At 61.9% G+C, this 25,549-nt stretch carries 24 protein-coding genes; 20 read left to right on the top strand and 4 right to left on the bottom strand.

Going from position 1 to position 25,549, the window contains the following annotated elements; translation table 11 throughout:
- Positions 1-4 precede the first annotated feature (4 nt).
- Entirely contained in the window at positions 5-2,134 is a 2,130-nt protein-coding gene (locus HMPREF1546_RS14910; protein WP_021751439.1) for an FtsX-like permease family protein, read from the top strand.
- A 69-nt stretch (positions 2,135-2,203) separates the two neighbouring features.
- Here HMPREF1546_RS14910 and HMPREF1546_RS14905 read toward each other — a convergent pair whose 3' ends face one another.
- Entirely contained in the window at positions 2,204-3,994 is a 1,791-nt protein-coding gene (locus tag HMPREF1546_RS14905; RefSeq protein ID WP_021751438.1) for a sigma-54-dependent transcriptional regulator, read from the bottom strand.
- Between the two features lie 474 nt (positions 3,995-4,468).
- On the opposite strand from HMPREF1546_RS14905, the gene HMPREF1546_RS14900 reads away from it, so the two are divergent.
- From HMPREF1546_RS14900 to HMPREF1546_RS14875, 6 genes are all read left to right on the top strand, one after another.
- Positions 4,469-5,449: a 2-keto-3-deoxygluconate permease gene (locus HMPREF1546_RS14900; protein WP_021751436.1), complete on the top strand. Its 981-nt coding sequence runs from the start codon at positions 4,469-4,471 to the stop codon at positions 5,447-5,449.
- 31 nt (positions 5,450-5,480) lie between these two features.
- Positions 5,481-5,780, top strand: coding sequence for a UxaA family hydrolase (locus HMPREF1546_RS14895; RefSeq protein ID WP_021751435.1), 300 nt, complete (start codon positions 5,481-5,483; stop codon positions 5,778-5,780).
- Positions 5,781-5,801: 21 nt separating this feature from the next.
- Positions 5,802-6,962: a UxaA family hydrolase gene (locus tag HMPREF1546_RS14890; RefSeq protein ID WP_021751434.1), complete on the top strand. Its 1,161-nt coding sequence runs from the start codon at positions 5,802-5,804 to the stop codon at positions 6,960-6,962.
- Positions 6,963-7,058: 96 nt separating this feature from the next.
- Positions 7,059-8,282 (top strand): LeuA family protein, encoded by a 1,224-nt coding sequence (locus HMPREF1546_RS14885; RefSeq protein WP_036631370.1) that lies wholly within the window; start codon positions 7,059-7,061, stop codon positions 8,280-8,282.
- 14 nt (positions 8,283-8,296) lie between these two features.
- Complete coding sequence (locus HMPREF1546_RS14880) at positions 8,297-9,127, top strand: carbon-nitrogen hydrolase family protein (protein ID WP_301547034.1); 831 nt, start codon at positions 8,297-8,299, stop codon at positions 9,125-9,127.
- Positions 9,124-10,008, top strand: a complete 885-nt coding sequence (locus HMPREF1546_RS14875; protein ID WP_021751431.1) for a fumarylacetoacetate hydrolase family protein — start codon at positions 9,124-9,126, stop codon at positions 10,006-10,008. The genes HMPREF1546_RS14880 and HMPREF1546_RS14875 overlap by 4 nt, the downstream gene beginning before the upstream one ends.
- Before the next feature lie 509 nt (positions 10,009-10,517).
- On the opposite strand, the gene HMPREF1546_RS14870 is transcribed toward HMPREF1546_RS14875, so the two are convergent.
- Both HMPREF1546_RS14870 and trkA read right to left on the bottom strand, forming a co-directional pair.
- Positions 10,518-11,984 (bottom strand): TrkH family potassium uptake protein, encoded by a 1,467-nt coding sequence (locus HMPREF1546_RS14870; RefSeq protein ID WP_025544910.1) that lies wholly within the window; start codon positions 11,982-11,984, stop codon positions 10,518-10,520.
- A gap of 17 nt (positions 11,985-12,001) precedes the next feature.
- Positions 12,002-13,369, bottom strand: a complete 1,368-nt coding sequence (trkA, locus tag HMPREF1546_RS14865; RefSeq protein ID WP_025544909.1) for a Trk system potassium transporter TrkA — start codon at positions 13,367-13,369, stop codon at positions 12,002-12,004.
- Between the two features lie 210 nt (positions 13,370-13,579).
- Here trkA and HMPREF1546_RS14860 point away from each other — a divergent pair, with 210 nt between their 5' ends.
- From HMPREF1546_RS14860 to HMPREF1546_RS14800, 13 genes are all read left to right on the top strand, one after another.
- Positions 13,580-13,906: a hypothetical protein gene (locus tag HMPREF1546_RS14860; protein WP_021751427.1), complete on the top strand. Its 327-nt coding sequence runs from the start codon at positions 13,580-13,582 to the stop codon at positions 13,904-13,906.
- Positions 13,907-14,066: 160 nt separating this feature from the next.
- Positions 14,067-14,297, top strand: coding sequence for an acyl carrier protein (gene acpP, locus HMPREF1546_RS14855; protein WP_021751426.1), 231 nt, complete (start codon positions 14,067-14,069; stop codon positions 14,295-14,297).
- 66 nt (positions 14,298-14,363) lie between these two features.
- Complete coding sequence (locus HMPREF1546_RS14850; RefSeq protein ID WP_021751425.1) at positions 14,364-14,789, top strand: acetyl-CoA carboxylase biotin carboxyl carrier protein subunit; 426 nt, start codon at positions 14,364-14,366, stop codon at positions 14,787-14,789.
- Positions 14,783-16,174: an acetyl-CoA carboxylase biotin carboxylase subunit gene (gene accC, locus HMPREF1546_RS14845; RefSeq protein WP_021751424.1), complete on the top strand. Its 1,392-nt coding sequence runs from the start codon at positions 14,783-14,785 to the stop codon at positions 16,172-16,174. The genes HMPREF1546_RS14850 and accC overlap by 7 nt, the downstream gene beginning before the upstream one ends.
- Positions 16,175-16,179: 5 nt before the next feature.
- Positions 16,180-17,034, top strand: coding sequence for an acetyl-CoA carboxylase, carboxyltransferase subunit beta (gene accD / locus HMPREF1546_RS14840; RefSeq protein ID WP_036631369.1), 855 nt, complete (start codon positions 16,180-16,182; stop codon positions 17,032-17,034).
- Positions 17,031-17,849: an acetyl-CoA carboxylase carboxyltransferase subunit alpha gene (locus HMPREF1546_RS14835; protein ID WP_021751422.1), complete on the top strand. Its 819-nt coding sequence runs from the start codon at positions 17,031-17,033 to the stop codon at positions 17,847-17,849. Before accD ends, HMPREF1546_RS14835 begins: the two co-directional genes overlap by 4 nt.
- Positions 17,846-18,793: a beta-ketoacyl-ACP synthase III gene (locus HMPREF1546_RS14830; RefSeq protein WP_021751421.1), complete on the top strand. Its 948-nt coding sequence runs from the start codon at positions 17,846-17,848 to the stop codon at positions 18,791-18,793. The genes HMPREF1546_RS14835 and HMPREF1546_RS14830 overlap by 4 nt, the downstream gene beginning before the upstream one ends.
- Positions 18,794-18,891: 98 nt before the next feature.
- Positions 18,892-19,839, top strand: coding sequence for a DUF561 domain-containing protein (locus tag HMPREF1546_RS14825; protein ID WP_021751420.1), 948 nt, complete (start codon positions 18,892-18,894; stop codon positions 19,837-19,839).
- Positions 19,836-20,780, top strand: a complete 945-nt coding sequence (fabD, locus tag HMPREF1546_RS14820) for an ACP S-malonyltransferase (RefSeq protein ID WP_021751419.1) — start codon at positions 19,836-19,838, stop codon at positions 20,778-20,780. Before HMPREF1546_RS14825 ends, fabD begins: the two co-directional genes overlap by 4 nt.
- Positions 20,780-21,523, top strand: a complete 744-nt coding sequence (fabG, locus tag HMPREF1546_RS14815; protein WP_036631366.1) for a 3-oxoacyl-[acyl-carrier-protein] reductase — start codon at positions 20,780-20,782, stop codon at positions 21,521-21,523. Before fabD ends, fabG begins: the two co-directional genes overlap by 1 nt.
- A 339-nt stretch (positions 21,524-21,862) precedes the next feature.
- Positions 21,863-23,104 (top strand): beta-ketoacyl-ACP synthase II, encoded by a 1,242-nt coding sequence (gene fabF, locus HMPREF1546_RS14810; RefSeq protein WP_021751416.1) that lies wholly within the window; start codon positions 21,863-21,865, stop codon positions 23,102-23,104.
- 4 nt (positions 23,105-23,108) lie between these two features.
- Positions 23,109-23,546 carry a 3-hydroxyacyl-ACP dehydratase FabZ gene (gene fabZ, locus HMPREF1546_RS14805; RefSeq protein WP_021751415.1) on the top strand — a complete coding sequence of 146 codons (438 nt, stop codon included), beginning with the start codon at positions 23,109-23,111 and terminating at the stop codon, positions 23,544-23,546.
- Positions 23,547-23,600: 54 nt separating this feature from the next.
- Positions 23,601-24,065 carry a MarR family winged helix-turn-helix transcriptional regulator gene (locus HMPREF1546_RS14800; RefSeq protein WP_021751414.1) on the top strand — a complete coding sequence of 155 codons (465 nt, stop codon included), beginning with the start codon at positions 23,601-23,603 and terminating at the stop codon, positions 24,063-24,065.
- 38 nt (positions 24,066-24,103) lie between these two features.
- On the opposite strand, the gene gluQRS is transcribed toward HMPREF1546_RS14800, so the two are convergent.
- Complete coding sequence (gene gluQRS / locus HMPREF1546_RS14795; protein ID WP_198016094.1) at positions 24,104-25,051, bottom strand: tRNA glutamyl-Q(34) synthetase GluQRS; 948 nt, start codon at positions 25,049-25,051, stop codon at positions 24,104-24,106.
- Positions 25,052-25,549 lie beyond the last annotated feature (498 nt).

Genomic DNA, 25,549 nt, shown 5'->3' with positions numbered 1-25,549 from the left:
GACCATGCGGCACTTTTCCGACGCCTACGCGGCCCTGCGCCGCAAAAACAGGGGCCAGTATGCCTTGCTGGCAGGGTGCAGCTTCTTCTCCGTGCTGCTGATCACTGCCTATGTCTGCATGATGCGCTCCCCCACCATCCTCTCCGTCTTGCCGGAGGGCGGCGACAGCCGCAAGCAGGTGATGATGGTGTTCGTTCTGGCGGTCATCGGCTGCGCCGTGTTCACCGCCTATGCCGCCGGGCTGTTCTTCCGGCAGAAGTCCCGGGAGACCGGCGTGTTCCTGGCCCTGGGGGCCACCCGCCGCCAGCTGCAGCGGGAGATGGGCAAGGAGCTGGCGGTGATCTCCCTGGGCTCCTGCGCCGCCGGGGCGGCCTTAGGCGGCCCTCTGGCTTGGGGCGTGTGGCAGCTGTTCCGCCTGTTCCTGGTGGACTCCCAGGAGATGGCCCTGTCCTTCGATCCCCGGTCCTATCTGCTGTCCATGGTCTTTGCCGCCTACGTGGTGGGGATGCTGTTCTTCCTGGGCGGCCGGTCCATCCGCCGCACCAACATCATCGACATCGTCCAGGAGTCCCACAAGTCCGAGCCTATCCGCGAGGTAAAGCGGTGGTATGGAAGCGTGGGCATCGTCCTGGTGGTGATCGGCGCCCTGGCGGGGTATCTGATGCCGTCGTTCTTTGTCACAGTTCTCCAGTGGTATCCCCCCTCTGGGGTGGAGGCCGTCTTTTACCTGCCGGCGCTGGTCGGCATGTACATGATCCTGCTCCACACGGTGGTGAACGGCTGGCGGAAGCGCCATAAGTACCGGGACATCATCGCCACGTCCATGATGAAGTTCCAAGGCCGCCAGACGGTGCGGAACATGCTGGTGATGACGCTGCTGATCGCCGGTGCCTATTTCGCCTCCTTTTACGCCCCCATGCTGAATACCAGCTCCACCTACAGCTTCTCCACCCGGCCGGTGGACTTCGAGTACCACTGGCGGAATGATCAGAACTGGCCGGAGCGGGGCGAGGTGGAATCTCTGGCGTCGAAGCATGGTGTTGACATCACCTCCTGGACCCAGGTGGACGCCGCCACCCTGGGCTGTGACGGCACCGTCTCCATCGAGCAGAGCGCCGGAGCTCTGGGCACCACCTACACCAAGGAATACCGGGAGATCCAAGGCGGGGCCACCTATTTTTCCGAGAGCGCCTGGAACGCCCTCACCGGCCAAGCTGTGGACCTGGCCCCCGGCACCTGTGCCAATGTGCTGGATGATGAAGGCGGCAGCGACTACCTCTCCGGCGGCGACGTGACGCTGGTCACCAATATGGTCACCGGGGCCAGTCTGTCCGTTACCCCGGCGGAGCCTCTGTGTTTCACCATGCTGCTGGGCTGCTACGTGCTGGATGACGCCGACTACGAGATCCTCACCGCCGGACTCACCGACCTCTGGCGGGAGACCTGGGTATTCTTCAATGTGGCGGACGCGGAGGCCAGCTATCCCTTTGCCGACGCCCTGTTCAACGAGATCGTGGACCGCTCTGGCGACGATGTGCTGCAGATGGACGCCTACGACCTGGTAAGTGCGGCGCTGGCGGAGGAGGCCGGCGAGGTCTATGACTACGACCGGGCACATATCGCCGCCCATGGCTTCCCGGTGATAGAGCGGGAGGACCGGGACACCTCGGAGTTCCGCAACTACTGGCTCTACATGCCCCAGTTCCGGGTGCTGGATCAGAACGACTTCGTCACCACCATGGCGGTGTTTTTGGTGCTGTTCATCTTTATCGCCCTGATCTGCTTCGCGGCGGTCATCGTCATTGCCTTTACCCGGTGCATGACCATCGCCCTCACCAACGCACGGGTGTACGACGACCTGCGGCACCTGGGGGCGCCGAACCGCTATCTGTTCCGGTCCGTAAAGGGGCAGGTGTCCAAGGTGTTTCTTGTGCCCGCCATCGTGGGCACGGCAGTCATCTCCGCCTTCTACCTCATGATTATGTACTTCAATGATAACCGCTTCACCCCCGGCGAGATGGCCGGCATGGCCGTCTGTGCTGCGGTGATCGCCGTGCTTTCGGCGGTGCTCTATGGGGTATACCGCATCACCCGCCGCAGCGTCTGCCGCGCGCTGGGAATCCAAGGCAAGTGAAGCTTCCGCGCTGCCGGAAATTTGGTCCGGGGGCACAGGGATATTCCCTGTGCCCCCGGACCTTTTTGTTTATTTTCCGCCGCTGCCGGCGATCTTTCTCCACAAGGTGCTTCGGCCGATTCCAAGCCGCTTGGCCGCAGCGGACTGATTCATGTTCTCCTCCCGCAGCACCTGTTCGATCACTCTCCGCTCGATGTCCTCCAAGGTCCCGGAGAGATCCACCGCCGGCGGAAGGGCACTCACTTTCCGCATCTCGTTCTGCAGGACCGCGGCCACCTCAGCGGCAGTGATATAAAATCCCGAGGACGCCGCGATCATCTGGCGCAGCACCTTTTCCAGCTGCACCAGATTCAGCGGCCACTCAAATTCCACCATCAGCTCCATGGCATCCGGCTCCATGCCCACGGTGGATTTGGCCAGCGCGGTATTGTACTGGGGAATCATCATATTGACAAAGGCGGGAATATCCTCCTTCCGCTGGGCCAGAGACGGCACATTGATGGTGAATCCGCTGAGCTGCAGATAGAGCCGGCTGGAGAACTGTCCCCGGGCCACCTCGGCAGACAGGTCGCAGCAGCTGGAGCTGATTACCCGATGGCGGTGGGTCATCTTGGTATCCTCAATATAGGTCCCCACCTGCTGCTGCAGATCCTTCGGCAGCGTATCCACGTTTTCCAGATATACCGTGTATCCCGTGGCGTGAATGGGAGACGCGGCATTATTCAACAGCATGTCCCAGTTTTTCTCCGTCAGGTCCCTGCATTGCAGGCGCATCAGCGTGGTCCCCTCCGTGGCGCTTTTGGTGTGAATGCGACGGGCCACCACGCCCTTGTGGGTCCCCACCGCCCCCTGGATCAGAACGGGCAGTGCGGAACTGCCGGCAGTCTGGATGAGCTTGTTCATTGGGCGCAGATACAGCTCGCTGGAAGCCGGCAGGCTCTGCGCCTGGCGGATGTCCTCCGGGTCCTCCAGCTTGGCGAAGGAGGATACCCGATAGCCAGCGGCGCGGAAGTGTACCTCAAAGAGATAGCGGATCTCCTGGCGGACCTGAAGAATACCGCCCGTGATCTCATAAAAATCATTGTTCAGCTTTTTGATTAGGTGCAGTGTCCCTGTATCCTGCAGCGTGGAGATCCCCCGGGAGAGGAACTGCTCCATCCGCTCCACGTCGTTCAGCATTTTTCGCGCCGCTACATTCGTATACTGGAGCTCCCGCTGTTCCCCGAAGATGAATACGGCGGAGCCGCTTTTGTCAATGACGCTCTGAAACAGTCGGTTCTTGTCCAGCACATCGTTGATGAGATGGTGCTGTTCAATGGCCTGCTGGATACTGGCCTCTACACTTTCGCGGCTGGAGGTAATCAGCAGGAACTGCGCCCCCTCTGCCACGGCGTAGTCCCTGGTCGCCGCGCCGCCCACGATTAGATCATATCCGGCCCGGGCACACTGTTTAACCGTATCTTCGATCTGTTCCGGCGTCTCAAAAGAAAAGGTCCGGATATCCAGCCGGAGGAACTTCGCCAGCATCTCCACCCGGTCAGTAATATATGAATAGCTGACCACCGCCGCCCGGGAGGAGCATTGCAGCGCCTGGGTGATCACCCGCAGCAGGTCCAGGGTGGATACTTTGATTTTTACCACCGGCGTGTCATTCAGGGAGCGCACCAGATCCGCTGTTCCGCCGCGGGAGACGATCACATCAAACTCCTTGTCCGGAAACGCCTTTGCAAACTGAATGGCGTTTTTATAGAAGCCGGTAAAGGTATAGAGCTCCAGATTGTCATAGGATTTGGCGATGTCCCGCATCAACGGCTCCATTTCCTGATACGGCGCGATTCCCAAAATTTTTATTTTTTCCATCTTCCTCACCTCATCTCCTCAAAGTGTATCAAAACAAAACACCTTTTGCAAGAACACTCTCTCGTGCCAAGCCGTGAAGTCTTGCCCCTACTCAACAGTCCTCTGTTTCAAAACGCTTCATTTCTTGTTTTTCTCTACCAAATACACATTTGTTTCTTTTGGATTTTTCTCCCAAATTGTGTCAAATTGAACAAATTTCTGTTTAAATTTTAATCTCGTTAAAATATATTGTTCCATATTGAATCGTTTTTAATCTTTTTCTATGTTGATTCCGCTCCAGCGGCTCGCTAAACTACAATCATCCGGATCCCGAAGCACATGTGTTTCATTTTCGCAATAGCAGATGAGTCCGCCCGACTGCCGGCAGCTGCACAAAATACGGACCCCGTATCTGGATCCATCATTTCCTGAGAAAAACCGTGTTTTTAGTCTTTCCATATCGTGCTGATCGTTACATTTTTAGGAGGATACACAATGAAGATTTTAAAAACCGTGCAAAAGGTTCCTGGCGGCATGATGGTTATTCCGCTGCTGCTGGGTGTGATTCTGAATACCGTCTGTCCCTCCCTGCTCCAGGCCGGAGGCTATGTCACGGCGCTTTGGTCCAGCGGCGGCGCCAACACAGCCATTGCCATCTTCCTGTTCTGCGTGGGCGCGCAGATCCAGCTGCGCCAGGGCGGACAGATTCTCAAGCGCGGCTTTGTTCTGCTGTTTGCAAAATTCCTGGCCGGCGCTGTACTGGGCTGGGTGATCGGTGCCATCTTCGGTACCGCCGGTGTTCTCGGTCTTTCTACCCTGGCCATCATCAGCGCGGTCACCAACTCCAACGGCGGCCTGTTCATGTCCCTGGCCGGAACTTTCGGCGATGATACCGACATCGCGGCCCAGGCCATTCTGAATATCAATGACGGCCCCTTCCTGACCCTGGTTGCTGTGGGTGCTTCCGGCATGGCCGATATTCCCCTGCAGAGCATCCTGTGCGCTGTGGCCCCCATCCTGGTCGGCCTGATCCTGGGCAATCTGGACAAGGATATCGCAGACTTCCTGAAGCCTGGTTTGAATGTTCTGATTCCGTTCTTTGCCTTCTGCTTGGGCGCCGGCATCAGCCTTGGCAACCTGGTGACGGGCGGCCTGTCCGGAATCCTGCTGGGCGTCATCTGCGTGGCCTGGTCCGGTCTGTTCTGCATCCTGGCGGATAAGTTCATCCTCAAGCGCCCCGGCTACGCCGGTGCCGCGCTGTCCTCCGCAGCCGGAAACTGCGTTGCGACGCCTGCGGCTGTTGCCGTGGCGGCGCCCGCCTTTGAGCCCTATGTGGAATCCGCTACCGCGCAGTGCGCCGCCGCCGTGATCGTTACAGTCCTTCTGGTGCCCCTGGTGACCACCTGGGCCGCCAAAAAGTGGGGCACTGCCGCTGAGTGGGAGGCCAAAAAGGCGGCCAAGGCCGGAAACACCTGATACAGCTATTTTTTGATCGGAGGAAAATCTTATGAAAGCGGAAGCCATCATGGTAACACCGAAAGACAATGTTGTGACGGTCGTCCACGGCGCAAAGGCCGGGGAGGAGGTCCACTACTTCAAGGGCGCAGAACTCTGCTCTGTCATCACCACGGAGGACATCCCCCCCTGCCACAAAATTGCAGTAGCCCCCATTGCAAAGGGCGCACATATCATCAAGTACGGCGAGATCATCGGCGGCGCACAGGTTGACATCCCCGTGGGGAGTTGGGTCTCTCACCTGAATATTGAAAGCCTGCCCCGGGATTATGGCAGCGAACTGAGCAAATAAGGCGAAAGAGAGGGTACATATATGAATTTTATGGGTTATAAGCGGCCGGACGGCTCCGTCGGAATCCGCAATCATGTTCTGATCCTGCCGGGCTGTGCCTGCGCCAGCGAAACCTGCCGCGTGGTAGCCTCTCAGGTCAGCGGGGCTGTTAACATCATCAACAACTCCGGCTGCGCCGAAGTCAAGGGCAACGAGGACATGACCCAGAAGATCTTAGTGGGCTTTGCTGCCAACCCCAACGTCTACGGCGTCGTAGTCATCGGCCTGGGCTGTGAAAACGTCTCTCACAGTCAGCTGCGGGAAAGCATTCTCAAGGTCACCAACAAGCCCGTCGTCTCCTTCGGCATCCAGGAGGAGGGCGGCACGCTCAAAACCATCGAAAAGGCGGTCCGCGTGGCCCGCCAGATGGTGGCGGACGCCTCCCGGGTAACCCGGGAGCCCTGTGACATCTCCAATCTGATGCTGGGCATCGAGTGCGGCGGCAGCGACGCTACCAGCGGCTTCGGCGCCAACCCCGCCGTCGGAAATCTCAGCGACCGGCTGGTGGATCTGGGCGCGTCCACCATGATGTCCGAGACAATCGAATTCGTCGGTGCGGAGCACATCCTGGCGCGCCGGGGCGCCACCAAGGAAATCCACGACCAGATCATCCAGATCTGCCGGGATTACGAAGCCCATCTGGCAGCCGCCGGGCAAGACTGCCGCCACGGCCAGCCCACGCCCGGCAACAAGGAGGGTGGCCTCTCCACGATTGAGGAGAAATCCCTGGGCTGTATCTACAAGGGCGGAACCCGTCCCATCGTGGAGGTGGTTATGGAGGGCGAGCGGCCCACAAAGAAGGGTGCCATCGTCATGGACTCCCCAGGATATGACATCGCCTCCGTCACGGCCATGGTGGCCGGCGGCTGCCAGGTGGTTGTCTTTACCACCGGGCGCGGCACGCCCACCGGCCACGCGCTGGCTCCGGTGCTGAAGGTCACCGCCAACCGGGCCACCTACCAGAACATGATCGACAACATGGATATTGATGCCAGCGGAGTCACCGAGGGCGAAGTCAGCATTGAGGAAGCCGGCGCCTCCATGCTGGACGAGGTACTGGAGGTTTGCAACGGAAAGACCACCAAGGCTGAATCCTATGGCTTCTCCGATATCGCCATCGACCGCATCTGCCGGTTCATCTGATCCGGTCCCGGAACGCGGAGCCCTGGCACACCGCCTGCGGCTCCGCGTCCGCTCTTCGGCCCCGGGCCGATACTGATAAAAAGGAGTATGATTCACATGAGTGAAAAATGGCGCAATGAAAACTGGTTTACCAGCAGCTGGAATTTTGCGGAGGAGGTGCGCAACAGCCTGCACTTCTCCGACCATATCAAAATTCATGATGTGACGCTCCGGGACGGTGAGCAGCAGGCCGGCCTGATCTTTGATTATAAGCAGAAAATTGCCCTGGCCGAAAAGCTCTCCGAAATGGGCATCCACCGTATCGAGGCCGGAATGCCCGCCGTGTCCGCCCAGGACCGGCAGGTCATCGTGGACCTGGCCAAGCGCAGCGATATCAAAAGCGAGATCTTCGCCTTCGCGCGCTGCATGGTGGACGATGTGAAGCGGGCCGCCGACTGCGGCGTCAAGGGTGTTGTCATCGAGATCCCCTGTAACGAGGAGATGATCACCAAGGCATACGGTTGGACCATGGAGCGGGCGCTGGAGCTGTCCATCCAGGCCTCTCTGGCCGCCAAGGAAGCCGGGCTCTACACGGTATTCTTCCCCATCGACATGACCCGGGCCTCCATGAAGTGGTCTCTGGATCTCCTGGAGCACGTGGCCGACAACGGCCACATGGACGCCCTGGCCATTGTGGACACCATGGGCGTGCTGGCCCCCCACACCGTCCCCTATCTGGTCAAGGCCGTGAAGGCCCGCATCCCGGGCAAGCCTGTCGAGCTGCATTTCCATGACGACTACGGCCTGGGCGCCGCCAACACCATCATGGGCCTGGCCGCCGGCGCGGATGTGGCCCATACTACCATCGGTGCCGTGGGCGAGCGGGCCGGCAACGCACCCTATGAAGATGTGGTGCTGTCCCTGCTGACCCTGTACGGCGTGGACCTGGGCCTGGATTACAGCCAGATCTATCCCCTGTCCAAAATGCTGCGAGAATTCTCCGGCCTGCAATTCCGCGGCAATCGGGGCATCACCGGCGACACGGTATTCGATATCGAGTCCGGCATTGTGGCGGACTGGTACATGAAGTCCCACGACTCCGATCCCCTCATCACCAACTCCTATCTGCCCGCGCTCACGGGCCATCCCGACGCAAAAATCGTCTTGGGCAAGCACTCCGGCATCTCCTCCGTGGACTGCTATCTGGCCGCCAGAAAGCTGGACCTCACCAAGGAGCAGAAGCGGCTTCTGGTGGACGCCGTGAAGGAGCGCGCCTATGAGAAGCACGGCCTTCTGGATGGCGCCGACTTCGATGAGCTGGCGGCGAACATCTGCGGCTGATGAGGCCTGTCAAAGTGGCCCTCTGCCAGCTGGACATTGCAGAGGAAAAAGCCGTCAATCTCAGCCGGGCGGCGGAGCTGGTCGGTCAGGCTGCCCGCGCCCAGGCAGATTTTGCGATCCTGCCGGAGATGTTTGTGTGCCCCTTTGCCAACTGTAACTTTAGGCCAAATGCAGAGGAGGCGGGCGGTGCCACCGTTCAGTTCCTCAGCAATCTCGCCAAGTACCACGGGCTGTATCTCGTGGCCGGATCCATCCCGGAGCTGAACGGCGGCAAGGTCTATAATACCAGCTACTTTTTCGACCGGAACGGGCAGGTCCTGGGCAAACATCAAAAGATGCACCTGTTCGACGCTGTCTTTCAGGACGGCAGCGTTTACCGGGAGTCCGACGCCATTCAGGCAGGAGACCACATCACCGTAGTCCAGACGGAATTCGGGCCGGTGGGCCTCGTCATCTGTTTTGACATCCGCTTTTCAGAGCTCTTCCGCCTGATGAGCCTCCAGAACGTGGGCATGATCTTCCATCCGGCGGCGTTCAACCTGTCCACCGGTCCGGCACACTGGGACATTTCCGTGCGGATGCGGGCACTGGACCAGCAGTGTTTTCTGATCTCCTGCGCACCGGCGAGAAATATGGACTGCGTCTATCACAGCTATGCACACTCCATGATCGCCGGCCCATGGGGAGAAGTCCTGCGGCGGATGGGCACGGAAGAGGGCGTCACCGTCACAGAACTGGACCTAGACACCCTCCCGACCGTGCGCCGGTCCCTGCCGATCCTGTCAGGCCGCCGCACCGATATCTACGACACCATCTGCAAACAAGAAAGGAGTCGACTCTCATGAAGCTCCTCACCTGTCGGATCGGAGACTTGGAGCAGGTCTGCGTCCTGTCTCAGGATTCCGCCAAAGTCTACCCCCTGCAAAAGCTGGGCCTGCAGGACGCCACGATGAACGATCTCATCCGGACCTTTACGCCGGAGAAGCGCCGTCTGCTGCAGGAAGCGGCTGAGCACGGCCACAGCTGCGGACTGGACTATGCACAGGTGTGCAAATGCGCCCCCATCCCCCATCCCGTGGGAAATGTCATCTGCCTGGGCGAAAATTACATGCAGCACGCCGAGGAATCCTACCGTTTCCAGAAGGTGGACTATCACGGCGAACAGCCCTACGCGGTCTATTTCGACAAAAAGGTCCTTCGAGCCCTGGGCGATGGGGAGGCGATCGACGGTCATCTGGATTTTGTCTCCAAGCTGGATTATGAGGTGGAGCTGGCCGTTGTCCTGGGCAGGGACGCGCTCCATGTCCGGGAGGAAGATGTGGGCGACTACATCTTCGGATACAGCGTGGCCAACGACGTCAGCGCCCGGGACGTCCAGTACCGCCACAAGCAGAACTTCCTCGGAAAAAGCCTGGATACCTTTTTTGCCATGGGGCCGGTCATTGTCACTGCGGACGAATTCCCCTGCCCGCCCGCGCTATCCATCAGAAGCTTTGTCAACGGAGAGCTGCGGCAGAACAGCGTGACGGACCAGGTGTTCTTCAATATCCGCCACATCGTCAGTGAGCTCTCGCAGGGCATGACGCTGCCGGCGGGCACCATCCTCATCACCGGCACCCCCGCCGGAGTGGGGATGGGAATGGATCCCCCCTGCTTCCTCAAGCGCGGAGATGTGGTCACCTGCGAGATCGACGGGATCGGTCGCATCTCCAACCCCATCCGCTAGCGTTCTGTTTTGAAACGATTCCTGTCCAATCCCTTCAAGGGGCCCCGGAGGTTTTGCCATTGTCCTCCGGGGCCCCGCTCTTTTGATTCCACAGCTCCGCCGGGGTGCAGCTTCTTCTCGCCCATCAGGGTCCGGGCCGGGCGTCTCTCCAGAGCCCGCCTCTGTCCGGATGCCGCCGTCTACTTGCCTCCTCTTCGTATCCGTCAGCCGATCCTTTAGCCGCCGTGATGCCCGAAGCCCATCCCGCGGGACGCCGCTCACAGCGTCCCGCAGGCCCTCCTGTCCGCTTGCCGGTGGGGCGGCGCTCCGGGGAAACATATTCCTCTGTTTGGGGCGGGCAGCTTTGGAGACGCGGTTGCCGGTGGCCGTTGTCCCGCGCTGCCCGGCAATCTCCCCCCACCGCAGAAAAAAAGCGCCCTCCGCGGCGGCGGAGGGCGCTTGACAGGACGGCAGGACTGCCGCAGATCTCCGCGGCGGTCCTGTTCCGTTGGATTTGATTTTCAGGCAAGTCAGTCCACCAGCCTGCGGGACGGCAGCCGCCGTTTCCAGATGGAAGGGGCGAACAGAAGCAGCATGGGGAAGATCTCCAGCCGTCCCACCAGCATGTCGAAGGACAGCAGCAGCTTGGACCAAGGGGAGAAGCTGGAGAAGTTACCCATGGGACCTACAATCTCCAGACCGGGCCCCACGTTGTTGATGCAGGCAGCCACCGCTGTGAACGTGGTCACCAGGTCCAACTGCTCCAGAGACACCAACAGGCAGGACGCCACGAAGACCATCAGGTACACCGCCAGAAACAGATGGACGCCCCGGATGCTCCGCTCGTTCAGGGGCTTGCCCTCGAACTGGATGGCGGGCACCGCATTGGGGTGGAGCATCCGCCGCATCTCGCTGACAGACACCTTCTGCAGGATCACCACCCGGGCCACCTTGATGCCGCCAGCGGTGGAACCGGCGCAGCCGCCGATAAACATCAGCGCCACCAGAATGGCCTTTGAAAAGGTGGGCCAGGTGTTGAAATCCACCGTGGCATAACCGGTGGTGGTGATGATGGAGGACACCTGGAAAAACGCGTGCCGCAGGCTGGTGCCCACCGACTCGTACATGTGCACGATATCCAGGGTGATGGCAGCCACTGCCGTCGCCACAATGAGGACATAGGCCCACAGCTCCTCGGACCGGAACACGTCCCGGAACCGCCGCACCAGCAGGAAGTAATACAGATTGAAATTGATGCCGAAGAGCAGCATGAAAATGCCGATCACAATTTCAAAATAGGGGTTGTTATAAGCTCCCACACTGAGATTCCGGCTGCTGAAGCCGCCGGTGCCCGCACTGCCGAAGGAGTGGATGCAGGCGTCGAACAGCGGCATCCCGCCCGCCAGCAGCAGCACGATCTCAATGACAGTCATCACCAGGTAGATGCCGTAGAGGATTTTGGCGGTGTCGCTCATGCGGCTCACCAGCTTTCCCACCGCGGGTCCAGGCATCTCCGCCCGCAGCATGTGCATCCCGTGGCCATCCCCGCCCATAGGCAGAATGGCCATGACGAACACCAGAACACCCATGCCGCCCACCCAGTGGGTGAAGCTGCGCCAGAACAGAATGCCCCGGTTCAGCGACTCCACCTCCGTCAGGATGGTGGCCCCCGTGGTGGTGAAGCCGGAGACTGTCTCAAAGAAGCAATCTACAAAGCTCTCTATGGAGCCGGAGATGTAAAAGGGCAGCGCACCGAAGAGGGACACGGCAATCCACGCCAGCGCCACTACCGCCAGGCCGTCCCGTGCGAACAGAGACGCCTGCCGCGGCTTTTTGAAGCTCAGCAATCCTCCGCACAGCACCAGCAGCGCCGCAGGGAGCAGATACGGGACAGGGGATTCCCCATATCCCAGAGCCACCGCCATGGGAAGCAGCAGCAGCGCCGCCTCCACCAGCAGGATACGGCCAATGGCAAAGCCGATCATTCGATAATTCACAGAACTTACCTGCCTTCTCACTCTGCAAGGATATCCCGAAGATCCTCCAGCTGGGTGTCCGTGGTCACTACGATCACATCGTCGTGGAGGTGCAGGACATCATTGCCGGAGGGGATGACGATCTGCCCGTTCTGCCGCACGATACCTGCCAGTAGCAGGCCCCGCTTCAGATTCAGATCCCGCAGGGGCACGCCGGCGAAGGAGATGTCCGGCGTCACGCTGAACTCCAGAGCCTCCACCTTCTCATCCACGATGCGGTGCAGCGTTTTCACCTTGGAGGCGGAGGCGTTCTTCATGGCCCGGATATACTGGAGGATCAGCTCTGTGGTCACCGCACCGGTGGACACCACACTGTCGATCAGGCTCTCGGTGGAGACCAGCTCCAGCAGGGACTTGCGGTTGATCTTCGCCACCACCTTACAGCAGTCGCCGGACTGCTTGGCAGCGCTGAGTGCCATGAGGATGTTGGCCTCGTCCAGGCCCGTGATGGCCACGAAGGCGTCCGTCTGGCTGATTCCCTCCTCGCTGAGGAGCTCGCTGTCCGTCCCGTCTCCCACGATCACCAGCGCGCGGGGCAGTTTCTCGCTCATCTCCACGCACCGCTGCTCGTTTTGGTCGATGATCTTTACGGACATGCCCATCTCCAGCAGCTCAGATGCCAGATAGTAGCACATTTTGCTGGCGCCCACGATCATGACCGAAGAGGCCCGGGCCCGGAATACGCCCAGAAGCCGGAAGAACTTCTCCAGTTCCCGGGGTGCGGCGGTGAGATAGATCTTGTCTCCCGCCCGCAAGGTGAAATCGCCGGAGGGAATGATCGTCTCCCCCTGCCGGGCCACGGCGCAGATCAGCACCCGGACCTTGAAATTCCGGTACAGTTCCGAAAGCCGGGTGCCGTCCAGGGCCGTGTGCTCCGCCACCCGGTACTCCACCAGCTCCAGCCGCCCCTTGGAGAAGGACTCCAGCTTCATGGCGGTGGGGAACCGCAGCACACGGGCGATCTCACGGGCCGTTGCCGCCTCCGGATTGATGGCCATGGACAGCCCCAGCTCACTGCGCATAAACCGCAGCTGGCGGCCGTATTCCGGGCTGCGGATACGGGCGATGGTGTGCTGCACACCCATTTTCTTCGCCACAAGGCACGTGAGGATATTAATCTCGTCGCTGGAGGTAGTGGCGATCAGCAGATCGGCCTGCTCCACATCCGCCTCCTTCTGCACATCGTAGCTGGCGCCGTTGCCGCATACGCCCATCACATCATAGATGTTGATGATGTTCTCAACCAGATGTGGATTTTGGTCGATCACTGTGACCCTGTTCTCCACGGCCAGATGGCGCGTCAGGGCCACGCCCACCTTGCCCGCGCCCACAATGACGATCTTCATGCGGTCCTCCATCCTTTCTTCCGCCGGGACAGGTTCCGTTGGGGATCCTCCGGCGCAATCCTCCCACATTATAGCGGATATATCGGCAAAAGCAAATATCTTTTTCGTCAAATCTCCAAAAAATAGGACGCCGTCTTTCCCCCTGCCTCCCCTTGTGGTATGCTGTTCTGCGGAATATGGGCCCCGCCCGGAGAATAAGGAGACGATGAAATGAGCACCCCTGTCAAACTGCGCCTGTACTGTTCCATCTGTGCCCGGAACGACTTCTACATGGACCGCATCCGGGCCGTTGCCGACGGTCTCGGCCTGGACTACACTCTGGAGAAAATCACAGACGACGATGTGATCGACCGGATGGACCTGCTGATGCCCTGCCTGTACGCCTACTGCCCCGGCTGCCGGGTGCTGAACGAACAGGTGACGAGTGAGCATCCGGAGACCCTCTGCACTCCCGCCCTGGAGATCAATGGAACACTCCGGTTCTGGGGCGTCCCCGCCAGCGACGACGCGCTGCGGCAGGCGCTGTCTTCCTTATAATTAAATAAGGTGCGGCTGCCACGTCCCGGAGAAGGCGGGCGTTCTCCAAAATTTTACTTGACAAACCGGCATAAACCGCATAAAATCAACGTGAAATTATTTTAGTTAAATTATTTTAATTAAAATAATTTCATCATTTTTCGACATAAGGAGTACCAATATGGAATTCGAGCAAGTACGTGATATCATCGTGGAGACCCTGGGCTGCGACGCGGAGCAGGTCACAATGGACGCCTCCCTGGCTGACGATCTGGGTGCTGATTCCCTGGCTTCCGTGGAACTGGTGATGGCTCTGGAAGAGGCCACCGGCATCTCCATTGAGGATAGCGCCCTGGCGGAGATGAAGACCGTCGGCGACGTGATGAACTACCTGAACGCCCACAAGCAGTAATCCCTGCCCCGCCGGCGGGCCCGCGCCCTCCGGCGGGTTCACTTTCCGCTGAGAAAGGAATGCGCTATGACCAACCAAGAGTTTTTTGAGATTGTCGCCTGCTTCGACCGCAGCACCGCTCAGACGATGAAGCTGTCCACGCAGGAGTTCACCATAGAGCTGACCCGTGGCGGCGCGTCTGCGCCTGCGGCCAGCGCACCTGCGGCCGCTCCGGCTGCCGCCGCTGCTCCGGTGCCTGCGCCCCAGAGCAGCTCCTCCTCTATCGACGCGCCTCTGGTGGGCACGTTCTACGCGGCGCCCGCCCCGGACCAGGCCCCCTTTGTCCTGCCCGGCGACCGGGTGTCCAAGGGCCAGACCGTCTGCCTGATCGAGGCTATGAAGATGATGAGCGAAGTTCCCGCTCCCTGTGACTGCGTCATTGAGAGCGTGTGCAAGAGCAACGGCGAGCTGGTGGCCTTCGGCGAGCCGCTGTTCCGTTATCGGCCATGCTGAGGCGGGTATTGATCGCCAACCGGGGAGAGATCGCCCTGCGGGTCCTGCGGGCCTGCCGGGAGCTGGGGATCGAGACGGTGGCCGTATACTCCCAGGCGGACGCGGACGCGCTCCATGTCCAGCTGGCGGGACAGGCGGTGTGCATCGGCCCTGCCCGGGCGGCAGACAGCTATTTGAATCAGGATGCTCTTCTGACGGTGGCCAAAGCCACCGGGTGCGACGGCGTCCATCCCGGCTATGGCTTCCTCTCTGAAAACGCCGACTTTGCAGACGCCTGCGCCGCAGCTGGCCTGACCTTCATCGGCCCCTCCGGCGACGCCATCCGCAAGGCCGGCTCCAAATCTGCCGCGCGGGACCTGATGCGCGCCGCCGGCGTGCCCGTAACCCCCGGCTCCGACGGCCCGGTCGCCTCTGTGGAGGAGGCGCTGACCGCGGCAGAGTCCGTAGGCTATCCTGTGCTGCTGAAGGCGTCCGCCGGCGGCGGCGGGCGGGGCATCCGCCGGTGCGACCGGCCGGAGGATCTGTCCGCGGCCTTTGCGGAGGCCAAGGCAGAGGCCCAGGCCTGCTTCGGCAATGACGAGATGTATCTGGAGAAGCTGGTGCTCCGGCCCCGGCACATCGAGTTCCAGGTGCTGGCGGACCGCTACGGCAACGTCATCCATCTGGGGGACCGGGACTGCTCGGTCCAGCGGCGGAACCAGAAGCTCATCGAGGAGGCCCCTGCCCGGTGTTTGACGCCGGAGCTGCGGGAGCGGATGGGCGCCGCCGCCGTAAAGGCGGCCAAAGCCGTTGGCTATGAGAATGCCGGCACAGTGGAGTTCCTGCTGGACCCGGACCGGGAGCATTTCTATTTCATGGAGATGAACACCCGCATCCAGGTAGAGCACGGCGTCACCGAGCTGGTCACCGGTGTGGATCTGGTGCGCCAACAGCTGCGGATTGCCTCCGGCCTGGCGCTGCGCCTGCGGCAGGAGGATGTGACGCTCCAGGGCCATGCCATCGAGTGCCGCATCAACGCCGAAGACCCTGTGCAGGGGTTCCGCCCCTGCCCCGGACGGGTGGATTTCCTCCATTTCCCCGGCGGCCCCGGCGTGCGGGTGGACTCCTGCCTGTACAGCGGGTGCGAGCTGTCTCCTTACTACGACTCTATGGCGGCCAAGATCCTGGCCTACGCCCCCACTCGGATGGAGACCATCCGGCGGATGCGCCGCTGCCTGGAGGAGTTCACTCTGGAGGGCTTCCCCACCAATGCGGAGCTCTCCTATCAGATTCTGTACCATCCGGAGTTCATTCTGGGAGAGTGCACCACTGCCTTCCTGGATGAACACCTGTCGGAGCTGCTGGAATTCAGCCGCAAGCTCAGTGAAAGCGGGGTGGATGCATGAGTGGGATGAACGGCGTCTTCGCCAAGCGCCGGGCGCGCCTGCTGGCCATGAAGGCCATCCGGGACAATCACATTCCCGGCGATAAAGCCATCACCTGTCCCAAGTGCGGGCAGGACAGCGACCGCAAATCCGTGGCGCAGAACCTGTCGGTCTGCCCCAAGTGCGGCTACCATTTCCCCATCGGCGCCTACTATCGGCTCAGCACGATTCTGGACCCCGGCTCCTTCCGGGAGCTGTTTGAAAAGCTGCCTGCGGCGGACCCGCTCTCCTTCCCCGGCTACCGGGCCAAGGTGGAGGCCGCCCAGCGCAAGACCGGCCTGACGGAGGCCGTGGTCACCGCCACCGGCACCATCGGGGGCCGCAAATGCGTAGTGGGTGTGCTGGACAGCCGCTTCTTCATGGGCTCCATGAGTGCCGCCGTGGGTGAGAAGATCACCCTGGCCATTGAGTACGCCACCAAGAACCGCCTGCCCCTGATCCTGTTCGCCGCCAGCGGCGGTGCCCGGATGCAGGAGGGCATCCTCTCCCTGATGCAGATGACCAAGACCAGTGCGGCGCTGGCCCGCTTCTCGGAGAAAGGGCTTTTGTATATTTCCGTCTTTACGGACCCCACCACTGGTGGGGTCACTGCCAGTTTCGCCTCTCTGGGCGATATCATCCTGGCGGAGCCCGGCGCTCTGATCGGCTTTGCCGGTCCCCGGGTCATCCAGCAGACCATCGGCCAGACCCTGCCGGAGGGCTTCCAGCGGGCGGAGTTCCAGGAGGAGCACGGCTTTGTGGACGCGGTGGTGCCGCGCCTTCAGATGCGGGACACCCTGTCCCAGCTGCTGCGGCTCCATGAGAAAGGGGGACGCACATGAGCGAACCGCTGACCGCCGCCCAGCGGGTGGCCATTGCCCGCCACCCCCAGCGGCCCAATATCACAGATTATATTCAGGCGCTGTTCACAGACTTCTTTGAGCAGAAGGGCGACCGCCTCTGCGGCGAGGATGCCGCGATCTTGGGCGGCGTGGCCCTGTACCACGGCCGCCCCGTGACCGTCATCGGCACCCGGAAGGGCAAAACGCTGGAGGAGAACCTCAAGTGCAACTTCGGCATGCCCAATCCGGAAGGGTACCGCAAGGCTCTGCGGCTGATGCGGCAGGCGGAGAAGTTCCGCCGCCCCATCCTCACGTTTATCGACACCTCCGGCGCCTATCCCGGCCTGGAGGCCGAGGCCCACGGCCAGGGCGAGGCCATCGCCCGGAATCTCTATGAGATGAGCCGCCTCACCGTCCCCGTCATCGCCCTCATCACCGGCGAGGGCAACAGCGGCGGCGCGCTGGCGCTGGGCGTTGCCAACCGGGTGCTGATGCTGGAGAACTCCGTGTACGCCATCCTCTCTCCGGAAGGCTTCGCCTCCATTCTGTGGAAGGACTCCGCCAGACATGAGGAAGCCTGTGAGCTGATGAAGCTGACGGCGCCGGACCTGCTGGAGCTGGGCGTCATCGACGGCATCATCCCTGAGCCGGAGGGCGGCGCCCATCTGGCTCCTGCCGCCCACATGCGGCAGGTGGATCGGGCTCTGAGCCGCTGCCTGGCGGAGCTCTCCAAAGAGAGCGGAGCCGCTCTGGCCGCAGGCCGGTATCAAAAATTCAGACGCATGGGCGCAGCACCCCAGAAGGAGGAAGCATGAGCGGAATCAAAATCAGAGGCACCGGCCGGTTCGCCCCTGCGAAAATCGTCACCAACGACGACCTGGCAAAAATCGTGGATACCAGCGACGAGTGGATCACCACCCGCACCGGCATCCAGACCCGCCACCACTGCACCACGGAGACCCACACGGATATGTGCGTGGGCGCCGCCCGGCAGGCGCTGGAAAACGCCGGGATTTCCCCGGAGGACATCGGCGCCTGCGTGGTGGCCACTTTCTCCTCCGACTACCTGTCCCCCTCTGCCGCCTGCATGGTGCAGCGGGGGCTGGGGCTGCCCCACGACGCGGTGTGCTTTGACCTGAATGCCGCATGCAGCGGCTTCCTGTTCGCCATCCACACCATGGAGTGCCTGCTGGCCCAGGCCCCCCGGAAGTACGGCCTGGTGATCGGCGCGGAGATGCTCTCCCGGTTCATCAACTGGGAGGACCGGGGCACCTGCGTCCTCTTCGGAGACGGCGCCGGCGCTGTGGTGGTGGAGTGGCGGGAGGACTATCCCTCCATCCACGCCGTTCTGGGCTGCCACGGCGACCCGGACATGCTGGGCGTCACCGGCGCGGAGAAGCCGGCGCCGGCCCGCATCTTCATGCACGGCCAGCCCACCTTCAAGTTCGCCGTTAAGGCAGTGCCCTACTGCATCGACCAGGTGCTGGAAAAGGCCGTCATGGCCATTGAGGACGTGGACTTCTTCGTCTTCCACCAGGCCAACGCCCGGATCATCGACCTGGCAGCCAAAAAGTACCACATCCCCCCGGAGAAGTACTACAAGAACATCCAGAAATACGGCAACACCTCCGCCGCCAGCATCCCCCTGGTCATCAGTGAGCTCCATGACCTGGGAAAGGTGGGGCCCGGCTCCCGGGTCCTGGTGGTGGGCTTCGGCGGCGGCCTCACCTGGGGCGGCGCCCTGGTGGAGTTCGCCTGACTCCCTGCACGTCAAGCAGGCGCTCTGGACGCAAGCCTGTTACCGGCGAAAACTTCAGCTTTATTTAGGCCGCGCACAGCGGCGAATGGGAGATTTTTATGAAAAAGCTCAATGAAATCCTGGGAACCAAGTACCCCTTTATCCAGGGCGGTATGGCCAACATCGCCACCGGCGAGTTCGCCGCCGCCTGCTCCAACGCCGGGGCCCTGGGCATGATCGCCACCGGCGGCTGGGACGGCGACCGTCTCCGCCAGGAGATCCGCCGGGCCAAGGAGCTGACGGACAAGCCCTTCGGCGTCAATCTGATGCTGATGAGCCCCTATGCCGACGACATCGCCCAGATCATTCTGGAAGAGGGCGTGAAAGTGGTCACCACCGGCGCCGGCAATCCCGGCAAGTACATTCCCGCCTGGAAGGAAAAGGGCATCAAGGTGATGCCCGTAGTGGCGGCGGCGGTTCTGGCCAAGCGGCTGGAGCGCTATGGCGTGGACGCCATCATCGCCGAGGGCACGGAGTCCGGCGGCCACGTGGGCGAGATGACCACCATGGCCCTGGTGCCCCAGGTCATCGATGCGGTAAGCGTTCCCGTGGTGGCGGCCGGCGGCATCGCGGACGGCCGTCAGGCGGCTGCGGCCTTTGCCCTGGGTGCCTGCGGCATCCAGGTGGGCACCTGTTTGCTTGCCAGCGAGGAGTGCCCCATCCACCCCAATTACAAGCAGGCTGTGCTGAAGGCCAAGGACAGTGATACGGTGGTCACCGGCCGTTCCATCGGCGGCCCGGTCCGAATCCTGAAGAACAAGATGGCCCGGGAGTATCTGGCCCTGGAGAAGCGCGGCGCCTCTCTGGAGGAGCTGGAGAAGGTCACCCTGGGCGGCCTGCGCCGGGCCGTGCTGGAGGGCGATGTGGAAATGGGCAGCGTCATGAGCGGCCAGGTGGCTGGTATGCTCCACGAGATCCGGCCCGTGGCCGAGATTTTCCGTGATCTGTATGAGAGCGGTATCGCACGGGCGAAGGCCACCGCCGCAGAATGGAGCGACGCAGAATGAAACTGGGCTTTTTGTACGCCGGTCAGGGCAGCCAGCATGCCGGCATGGGCGCCGATCTGTACGAGGCGTTTTCCGCTTTCCGGGCTGTTTACGACCATGCGGAGGTGGATTTTGACCTGAAGAAGGTCTCCTTTGAGGACCCGGACGGCATCATCAACCAGACCCGCTACACCCAGCCCTGCATGGTGGCCTTTGCCGCCGGTATGACGGCGGTGCTGCGGGAGAAGGGCATCACCCCCGCTGTGGCGGCGGGCCTCTCCCTGGGTGAGTACTCTGCCCTTCACGCCGCCGGTGTGTTCGACGCCGCCACAGCTATCCGTCTGGTGGCTTTCCGGGGCAAGGCCATGGAGGAGGCGGCTGCCGGCCGGGAGAGCGCCATGATGGCCGTCCTGAATCTGGACCGCAGCCCCCTGCAGGATGCCTGCGACGCGGCCTCTGACCTGGGGTGCGTGGTAATCGCCAACTACAACTGTCCCGGCCAGCTGGTCATCGGCGGTGAGAAGGCCGCTGTGGAGAAGGCCGCCGCCATTGCCAAGGAGAAGGGCGCCCGCCGGTGCCTGCCCCTGAAGGTCAGCGGCCCCTTCCACACCCCCCTGATGGCCCCTGCCGGGAATGCCCTGCGGGAATACTTCCAGGGCGTGGCGTTTGCGGATCCCCAGATCCCCGTGATCTTCAACTGCCTGGGGGATGTGAAGGATGACAGCACCCCCATCCAGGAGCTGTTGGTAAAGCAGGTGCAGAGCAGCGTGTTCATGGAGGACTCCATCCGGAAGATGGCCGACATGGGCGTGGACGCCATCGTGGAGATCGGCCCGGGCAAAGCCCTCAGCGGTTTTGTGAAAAAGACCGTTCCCGGCATACCGGTCTGCGCGGTGGAGACCGCAGCGAATGTGGAGAACCTGCCCGACACGCTGGAACAACTGATAAAGGAGAAGGCATGATGAATTTTGCTGGAAAGACCGCCGTGGTCACCGGCGGCAGCCGGGGCATCGGCCGGGCCATCTGCGAGGAGCTGGCCCGGGGCGGCGCCAATGTGGTGCTGTGCTACGCCGGCCGGGCGGAAGCTGCCCAGGAGACCGTGACCGCTTGCGAGGACCTGGGTGCCAAGGCCCTGGCCGTGCAGTGCAACGTGGCGGACGAGGCCCAGGTGAAGGCCCTGATGGATGCCGCTGTGAAGGAATTCGGCCGGATCGACATTCTGGTGAACAATGCCGGCGTCACCCGGGACGGCCTTGTGATGATGATGAAGGAGGCCGACTTCGACGCGGTGATCGACACGAACCTGAAAGGCACCTTCCTGTGCATGAAGGCCGTGTCCCGAATCATGATGAAGCAGCGGTACGGCCGGATCGTGAACCTCTCCAGCGTGGTGGGCCTCCGGGGCAACGCCGGCCAGGTGAACTACGCCGCCAGCAAGGCGGGTGTGGTAGGCATGACCAAGTCCCTGGCCAAGGAGCTGGCCTCCCGGGGCGTGACGGTCAACGCCGTGGCCCCCGGCTTCATTGAGACGGACATGACCGCTGCCATGCCCCAGGCCGCCAAGGACGCCATGATGCCCACCATCCCTATGCAGCGGCTGGGTGCGCCGGAGGATGTGGCAAAGGCCGTGGCCTTCCTGGCCAGCGACGAGGCCGCCTATGTCACCGGCCAGGTCCTGGCCGTCGACGGGGGCATGGCGATGTGAAGCATCCAAGGGGGACAGTGTCCCCCTTGGACGCTCCGCCGGTATGCCACCGGCTCCGCTGAACCCCCATCACCAGTCTGCACCCCAAGGGCACTTCCGCGCCGCTTTCAGCGGCTTGGGTCAAAGTATTTTCGGCAGGTACAGAAGGTGAATTGCCCCGCAGGGGCAAGAGAAGCCGCCCTGGGGTGCGCCCTGCCGAAAATGATTGGAATTTCTTGATCTGCCTCTGGCAGATCAACCGGGGAACCCCGAATGGATTTCCCCAGCCCCCTTCCTTTTGCGGGGCCTTTTGGAACACCTTTTCCGGGTGCTCCCAACTCTATCTACAGGAGGTATACTATGGAACGACGGAGAGTCGTGATCACCGGCCTGGGGGCCGTGACCCCCATTGGCCTTACCGCGGCAGAGAGCTGGCAGGCTGTGAAGGACGGTGTGTGCGGCATCGCTCCCATCACCCAATTCGATCCCACCGATCTGAAGGTCCATCTGGCCGCGGAGGTCAAGGGCTTCGTGCCGGAGAACTACATGAGCAAGCCAGAGGCCAAGCGGATGGGCCGCTTCACCCAGATGGCCGTCGTCTCCGCCAAGGAGGCACTGGACGGTGCTGGCTTCACGTTGGATGAAGCGGAGGCGGATCGCTGCGGCGTCATTGTCTCCAGCGGCATCGGCGGCCTCTCCATCACGGAGGCAGAGCACGACAAGGGCAAGGAGAAGGGCTGGGACCGGGTCTCTCCCTTCTATATCCCCACTGGCATCTGCAACATGGCCGCCGGCCAGATCGCCATCCACACCGGCTTCCGGGGCATGTGCTCCTGTCCGGTGACCGCCTGTACCGGCGGCACCAATGCCGTAGGCGATGCCTTCCACTATATCCGGGACGGTTATGCTGATGTGATGCTCTGCGGCGGTACGGAGTCCGCTGTGACGCCTCTGGCCATCGGCGCCTTCACCTCCATGAAGGCCCTGACCCAGAATCCCGATCCCAAGCGGGCTTCCATCCCCTTTGACGCGGAGCGCAGCGGCTTCGTGCTGGGCGAGGGTGCGGCCATCCTCCTGCTGGAGGAGCTGGAGCACGCCAAGGCCCGGGGCGCCCGAATCCTTGCGGAGGTCGTGGGCTACGGCGCCACCTGCGACGCCTATCACATGACCGCTCCCCGGCCCGACGGCAGCGGTGCCGCCAAGGCCATGGAGATGGCCCTTGCAGACGGCGGCGCCAAGCCGGAGGATGTGGACTATATCAACGCCCACGGCACCTCCACCCCCCTGAACGACGCCGGCGAGACGGCCGCCGTCAAGACTGTGTTCGGTGACCACGCCTACAAGCTGGCCATCAGCTCCACCAAGTCCATGACCGGCCACATGCTGGGCGCCGCCGGTGCTGTGGAGGCCATGTTCTGCGCCATGGCGCTGCATGACGGCTATCTTCCCGCCACCATCAACTATCAGGTGCCGGATCCCGCCTGCGACCTGGACGTGGTGCCGGGTCACGGCCGCAGCGCCGATGTGCGCTACGCCATGTCCAACTCTCTGGGATTCGGCGGCCACAACGGCAGCCTGCTGTTCAAACGATGGGAGGCGTGAGACCATGGCAAACGAATTGAATTCCAACCAGATCGCGCAGATCCTACCCCACCGGTTCCCCTTTGCTCTGGTGGACCGGATCACCGATTACGAGCCCGGCCAGTGGGCCAAGGGCCGCAAGTGCGTCAGCGTCAATGAGCAGTTCTTCTGCGGCCACTTTCCCCAGGAGCACGTCATGCCCGGTGTGCTGATCTTGGAGGCCATGGCCCAGGTGGGCGCCGTGGCCATCCTCTCCCTGCCGGAGAACCAGGGCAAGATCGCCCTGTTCGGCGGCGTGAAAAACGCCCGCTTCCGCCGGAAGGTGACCCCCGGCGACGTGCTGGAAATGGAGTGCGTTCTCACCAAGCGCCGCGGGGCGGTGGGCATCGGCGAGTGCAAGGCCACGGTCAACGGCGAACTGGCCTGTACGGCGGAACTGACCTTCGCCATCGGTGCGGAATGACAGCCGACGCTTTCCCGCCATGCGGGCAAGGCGCGGGAAAGAGGGCTTGCAGCCATGCTGAAAGACGCTTTTTTTAACGTGTACACCAAGTTCAAGCTGCACTTTTACCAGGAGATCTTCAGCCGCTTTCAGGATCGTGAGGCCAGTCTGACGACGGTGGAGACCTTCTGCATGGAGGCCATTCAGGCTCTGGGCAGTCCCACGGTGAATGAATTTGCCACCTTCATGCGGATCTCCCCTCCCAACGCGGCATACAAGGTCAACAGCCTCATCAAGAAAGGCTACATCCGCAAGGTCCAGTCTTCCGACGACCGGCGGGAATACCATCTGGAGATCACTCAGAAGTATATCGACTACTACAACATCAGCACGGCCTACATGACCGCCGTCATGAACCGCATCACGCAGCGGTTTACCCCGGCGGAGTGCGCCAAGCTGGAGGAGATGCTCACCATCATCAGCCGGGAGCTGATGGCAGAAGTGGAGATTCCAGACGCCCTTTCGGGACAAAGCAACTAAAGAAGCGGCACAGGCTGTCAGCCTGTGCCGCTTCCTTTTCAAAACAGTCCCTCCGGAATGCGGATATCCGCTCTGGGGACCCTCTCCCAGGCAAAGTCCTCCAGCAGGCTCTCCCCGCTTCTGGGTTCTGCCGAGGGGTTGAAGCCTGCGAGATATGCCAGCTTTCCCAGGATTTCCGGTGCCGTATACCGCTCTCCCAGCGTGTCCAGCCCCGCATCCGCGTTCCGCTTGCTGAGCCGCTGTCCATCGCTTCCCAGAAGCAGCGGGAAATGGTAAAACGCCGGTGCCTCCAGTCCCAGCAGCCGATACAGCAGCAGCTGCCTGGGGGTGGACGCCAGCAGGTCCGCCCCCCGCACTACTTCTGTGACGCCCATGGCCGCGTCATCCACCACCACCGCCAGTTGATAGGCAAATATGCCGTCCGACCGCCGCAGCAGAAAATCCCCGCAGTCCGCAGGCAGCCACTCCCTGTACTCCCCCATGTGGCCGTCGGTGAAAGTGATCTCCTCCTCCGGCACCCACAGCCGCAGGGCGGGGGCGCGGCCTGTGCGCCGGGCCCGCTCTGCCGCCTGCTCCGCGGTCAGACCGCGGCAGGTCCCCGGGTAGACCACCTGTCCATCCTCCCGGTGGGGAGCACTGGCGGCATGGAGCTCCGCCCGGGTACAGAAGCAGGGGTAGACCAGCCCCTGGGCCTCCAGTCGCCTCAGAGCAGCCTGATACAGCGCCGTCCTCCGGCTCTGCTCATAGGGGCCGCTGGGGCCGCCGATGACAGGTCCCTCGTCCCAGTCCAGTCCCAGCCACCGGATGTCCCGGCACATCTGCTCCCCATAGCGCCGCGGGCATCGCGCGATATCCAGATCCTCGATCCGCAGGATCACTCTCCCGCCCTTCTGCCGGGCGCTGAGCCAAGCCAGCAGGCAGCACAAAATATTCCCCAAATGGATGCGCCCGCTTGGCGACGGCGCAAACCGTCCGGTCACCGCCATGGTCTCCTGCCCTCCTTGTCCGTTCATGCCACCCCATTATAGCGGGATTTCTCCGCTTCTTCAAGGCCGTTCCTCCCGTTTCTCCATGGTGAAATGTATCAGATGCAAAACATGCGCAATATCTTCGCTCTATTTATGATATAACCATAACGACAGGCAGGTATATGCCAGAAAAGCGTGAACATGACAGTTGAATTCCCCTGCCTCATCCCATGCTTCAGCGTTCAGCGTGCATCTCCTGATCGGCATTTCTCATAAAAGATCGGCGTGGACAAGCAAAGGAGAAAATGAAACGCCCCGTCTTTCCCGACCGGTACAGTACCCCCTGCAGCTCCACACGCTGTATCCCTGTTACGCTGTCGGGCAAATCTGGAGGTATATGGGGGCTTCCCGCATTTATATCCTCCTGGACTGCACACTGGAGTTTTGCCGCGCCATTGAGGCACCATACCGTTCTTCACGCAGCAAAAAGGGCCGCCGCTTGATAGCGGCGGCCCT

It is taken from the genome of Oscillibacter sp. KLE 1745 (assembly GCF_000469445.2).
Lineage (GTDB): Bacteria > Bacillota > Clostridia > Oscillospirales > Oscillospiraceae > Oscillibacter > Oscillibacter welbionis.
The sequence above is the reverse complement of the archived record's forward strand: the minus strand, read 5'-3'. Positions and strand labels throughout refer to the sequence as shown.